Raw genomic sequence first — 381 nt, forward strand, 5'->3', positions numbered from 1 at the left:
GGCATGAGCGGGTTCCCACAAACACGATCCCATCGCCAACACGGCCGTTCACGACACCAGCGCCAATGGTACTGTGTCTCAAGCCACGGGCGCGTCGGTCGGCGCCAGGCCTGCCCAGCACACGCCAAACCCCCCACATACCCTCACGCACGCTCCCGGTCGTGACCCGATCCCGCCGCTCGGCACCCCGGGCCGCAAAACGGGCCCACGAAACTCCTTGGCGCGGGGTGGAGCAGCCCGGTAGCTCGTCAGGCTCATAACCTGAAGGTCGCTGGTTCAAATCCAGCCCCCGCAACCAATACACACACGCATACACCAGACGAACACACCGACATTCCCGCACACGATCCCAAGCCCGCAGACCCCAGCCGGTCGCGGGCT

General features: G+C 65.9%; 1 tRNA gene. It reads left to right on the top strand.

From position 1 onward, the window contains the following. Window positions 1–221: 221 nt before the first annotated feature. Window positions 222–298 (top strand) — tRNA-Met (locus MKK50_RS22595). Window positions 299–381: the final 83 nt, after the last annotated feature.

The sequence above is a fragment of the Methylobacterium sp. J-043 genome, from assembly GCF_022829505.1.
In the GTDB taxonomy this organism is placed as follows: domain Bacteria; phylum Pseudomonadota; class Alphaproteobacteria; order Rhizobiales; family Beijerinckiaceae; genus Methylobacterium; species Methylobacterium extorquens_A.